The organism is Aurantimonas sp. C2-5-R2, from assembly GCF_036549495.1.
Classification (GTDB): domain Bacteria; phylum Pseudomonadota; class Alphaproteobacteria; order Rhizobiales; family Rhizobiaceae; genus Aurantimonas; species Aurantimonas coralicida_A.
The window spans coordinates 1-3,122 of record NZ_JAZHLJ010000166.1 but is presented as its reverse complement, the minus strand read 5'-3'; the positions used below and the strand labels follow the sequence as shown (position 1 = coordinate 3,122).

Genomic DNA, 3,122 nt, shown 5'->3' with positions numbered 1-3,122 from the left:
TGACGGAAGATGTGCGTGACCTCCCCGCAGGAGGGGCAGGTAAAGCCGCTCATGTTCTCGACGATCCCCAGGATCGGCACGTTCACCTGCTCCAGCATCCGCAGGCCGCGCCGCGCGATCTTGAGACTGACATCCTGCGGCGTCGACACGACGATGGCGCCCGCGAGCGGAAACGTCTGCGCCAGCGTCAGTTGCGTGTCGCCGGTGCCAGGCGGCAAGTCGAGCAGCAGCACGTCCAGCTCGCCCCAATCCACCTGCGTCACGAACATTCGGAGATACTTCGTCACCATGGGCCCGCGCAGGATCGCCGGCTTATCGTCGCCGGTCAGCATCCCCATCGAGATCACCTTTACGTCATACGCTTCCGCCGGGATCACCTTTCTTTCGGGTGACATGGCCGGCGGCTGATCGCCGGGTATCCCCAGCATGCCGGGGATCGACGGTCCATAGAGATCAGCGTCCACCAGCCCCACGCGAAGCCCCCGCCGCGCCAGCATGACCGCAAGATTGGCGGTCACGGTGGACTTGCCGACACCACCCTTGCCGCTGGCAATGGCGATGAGGCGGCCAAGATGCGCCAGGGGCTCGGGCGCAGAAGCGGGAGCACTGGACAACTGGTTGCGGTCGTTCAAGGATTTCACCTCCTGTCAGTTCGTGTCAGAGGCACCCGCGTTCGGGCGTCGCCACGAGTGCCGAGCCGGCCGGACGCCCGATCAGCTGTCGGACTGGCGGATTTCGCCGCAGGCGATCGGCAGCGTGGTCTGCGCCGGAACATCGCCGAGCGACTGGACGGTTTCGGGCAGTTCGATTCCCTCGGGCACGCCATGCAGGAAGAGCACCCGCTGCTCGAGGTCGAGCTGCTGGCCGGGGAATTTCTCCGCGAACGCGGATTTGAGCGACGACAGCGACACGCTCTGCTCGTAAGCGTAGGTGCCCTGCGCATCGGCGACGGGATAGCTGTCGGCGACGATCTCCATGCTGGGCGGATCGGCGTGGAACGGGACCATGGTGATGCCGGCACCCGGCTCGGTCTCGATCAGGTCGATGATGCCGTCGCCGTTGGTGTCGCTGTCCGCCGTCGGGCAGGCGGATGCCGCGTCGCCTTCGGTAAAGACGTGGAAATGCTGAAGATGCATGATGTTCGGGGACGTACCCTTGGCATCGACTCGGACAGTCAGTGTGTCGCCCGAGACGGTGAGAGTGCCGGTGCCGCGCGCTTCGGTGCCCGCTGCCTCGGCATTGAGCGGCGAAAGTTCGACCGCATAGGTCGCGTCACTCTCTTCCGCGACACTCGCCTCGGTCAGCGCCGCTAGCGCGATCGCTGTTCCCAGCATGGAGATCTTGCAGGTCATCGCGATATCCTCCTTTTTGATTTGCGCCGGAATCGTCCTGGCGGCTTCCGTCATTCCCTGCCGGTCGCCTTCTCCATCTCATCGAGCGCTAGCGTCGAATGGGCATAGGCGCCGCCGGCGCGCATCTCGACGGCCACCCAGATCGCCTCCATAATCTCGGCCTCGCTCGCCTTGTGCCGCAGCGCCGCCTTGGTGTGGCCCTTGATGCAATAGGGGCACTGGGTGACATGCGCGACCGCCACTGCGATTAACTGCTTGGTCTTTGCATCGAGAGCGCCATCGGCGAAAACCGTCTGACTGAACGTCTTGAACGCCTTTTCCGCGCCGGGCGTCAGCTCCTTGCGGCGCTGCGCCAGCGCGGCGGTGTCGGTGGGGTAGATCTGGTCTGTCATGGCATTTTCTCCTGTCGTGTCCTTCAGCGATAGCCGAGATTCATCACGTAATCGCGCAGCAGTTCCTCCTCCTGCTGGACTTCCCGCAACAGGATCTGGAGAACATCGCGCGCGTTCAGCACGCCCAGTGGGCGACCTGAATTGCCAATGATAGGGATGTTCCTGAATCCACACGCTTTCATGACCTCCCAGACGCCGTGCAACTGGCCCTCGGGCTCCGCCGTGATCACATCACGGGTCATCGCCTCGACCACCGGGGCGGTGCAGCTGGCGCCCGCGCAGCGTCCCGTCTGACGCACCACGTCCGTCTTTGTGAGCACGCCGGCCATCCGTCCCTCGGCATCGCAGACCAGCAGCATGTCGCGCCCGTCGTCCAGAAGCCTCGCTGCCTGCAGAAGCGTCGCGCTAATATCGATGCAGGGCATCCGCTCGCGGGCGATAGGCAGGAGTTTTGCGACCAGCATGCTCTTTCTCCTTTTTGCGGCCCGGACAGCGCGGCAAGAAGCACCGCCACAATCCCGGTCACCGCGCCGCCTGCGGGTTAATCCCGCGGCATTCACATCTTCTCTTCGACAATGTGGTCGTCCTTAATGCCAAGGTCGTGCAACGCCTGGCGCGCCTCATCCATCATCGACGGCGGGCCGCAGAGATAGCAGAGGCGGTTTGCTTCGACGAACTGACGCAAGTAATCCCGATCAAGTCTTTGTTGCGGTACGCCGGCGCCAGGCTCGTCCACGACGAAGACGGTTCTCAGCCCTTTCATTGCCTCGAACCTTTCGCGCCAGATGATGTCGGCCTCGGTCTTGTTCGCGAAAACCAGCGTCGATCCCGCGAGCGTGCCGTGGTCGTGCAACCGTTTGCGCAACACCGCGATCATTGGTGTGATCCCCGCCCCACCGGCGATAAACACGCCCGGTCCCTGATCCGAGATCGCGCCGAACGGTCCTTTGATTTCCACCTCGTCGCCCGCTTTCATCACACCGATCTGCTCGGTCACGCCATGGTGGTCGGGATAGGACTTGATGACGAACTCCAAAGTCGGCTCATGCGGCAAGGTCACCGGGGTAAAGGGGCGGCCCTCGTCTTCCCAGCCATCCTTGAGAAGACGCAGTTCCACTCCTTGGCCCGGGCTGTATTCGAACCCTTCAGGCCGGTCGAAAACCAGATGATGCGTATCGTGCGTAACCGGCTCGATATGATTCAGTGTCATTCGAAATTTCATGGGGCGCCTCCTTCTTCTCTAGGCCGACCGATGCCGCCGCCGACCGGGTCCGTTAAAGCGTGCGCGCGAACGGACGTAATCTTCAACCACCACCTCGGAACGCGACGATCAGCAGCAAGATCATGAGGATCCCATGGATAAGCGCGCCCCGCTAAG

Annotated in this window: 5 protein-coding genes; all 5 read right to left on the bottom strand. The window is 63.1% G+C overall.

The features are described 5' to 3' along the window. The coding region (locus VQ044_RS24380; RefSeq protein ID WP_331827843.1) for a P-loop NTPase at positions 1–632 on the bottom strand (632 nt) is incomplete at its 3' end. An 81-nt stretch (positions 633–713) separates the two neighbouring features. Continuing rightward, positions 714–1,352 carry a hypothetical protein gene (locus tag VQ044_RS24375; protein WP_327650253.1) on the bottom strand — a complete coding sequence of 213 codons (639 nt, stop codon included), beginning with the start codon at positions 1,350–1,352 and terminating at the stop codon, positions 714–716. A 50-nt stretch (positions 1,353–1,402) separates the two neighbouring features. Next, entirely contained in the window at positions 1,403–1,744 is a 342-nt protein-coding gene (locus VQ044_RS24370; RefSeq protein WP_327650251.1) for a carboxymuconolactone decarboxylase family protein, read from the bottom strand. Positions 1,745–1,767: 23 nt separating this feature from the next. Continuing rightward, the gene (locus tag VQ044_RS24365; protein ID WP_327650249.1) at positions 1,768–2,208 is read right to left on the bottom strand and encodes a CBS domain-containing protein; all 441 of its coding nucleotides are present in this window, start codon (positions 2,206–2,208) and stop codon (positions 1,768–1,770) included. A 92-nt stretch (positions 2,209–2,300) separates the two neighbouring features. After that, the gene (locus VQ044_RS24360; RefSeq protein WP_331827842.1) at positions 2,301–2,966 is read right to left on the bottom strand and encodes an FAD-binding oxidoreductase; all 666 of its coding nucleotides are present in this window, start codon (positions 2,964–2,966) and stop codon (positions 2,301–2,303) included. Between the last annotated feature and the right edge of the window lie 156 nt (positions 2,967–3,122).

Bases quoted from the DNA above. Each gene is read 5' to 3' on its own strand.
- VQ044_RS24370 (WP_327650251.1), bottom strand. From the start codon at position 1,744: ATGACAGACCAGATCTACCCCACCGACACCGCCGCGCTGGCGCAGCGC.
- VQ044_RS24375 (WP_327650253.1), bottom strand. From the start codon at position 1,352: ATGACCTGCAAGATCTCCATGCTGGGAACAGCGATCGCGCTAGCGGCG.
- VQ044_RS24365 (WP_327650249.1), bottom strand. From the start codon at position 2,208: ATGCTGGTCGCAAAACTCCTGCCTATCGCCCGCGAGCGGATGCCCTGC.
- VQ044_RS24360 (WP_331827842.1), bottom strand. From the start codon at position 2,966: ATGAAATTTCGAATGACACTGAATCATATCGAGCCGGTTACGCACGAT.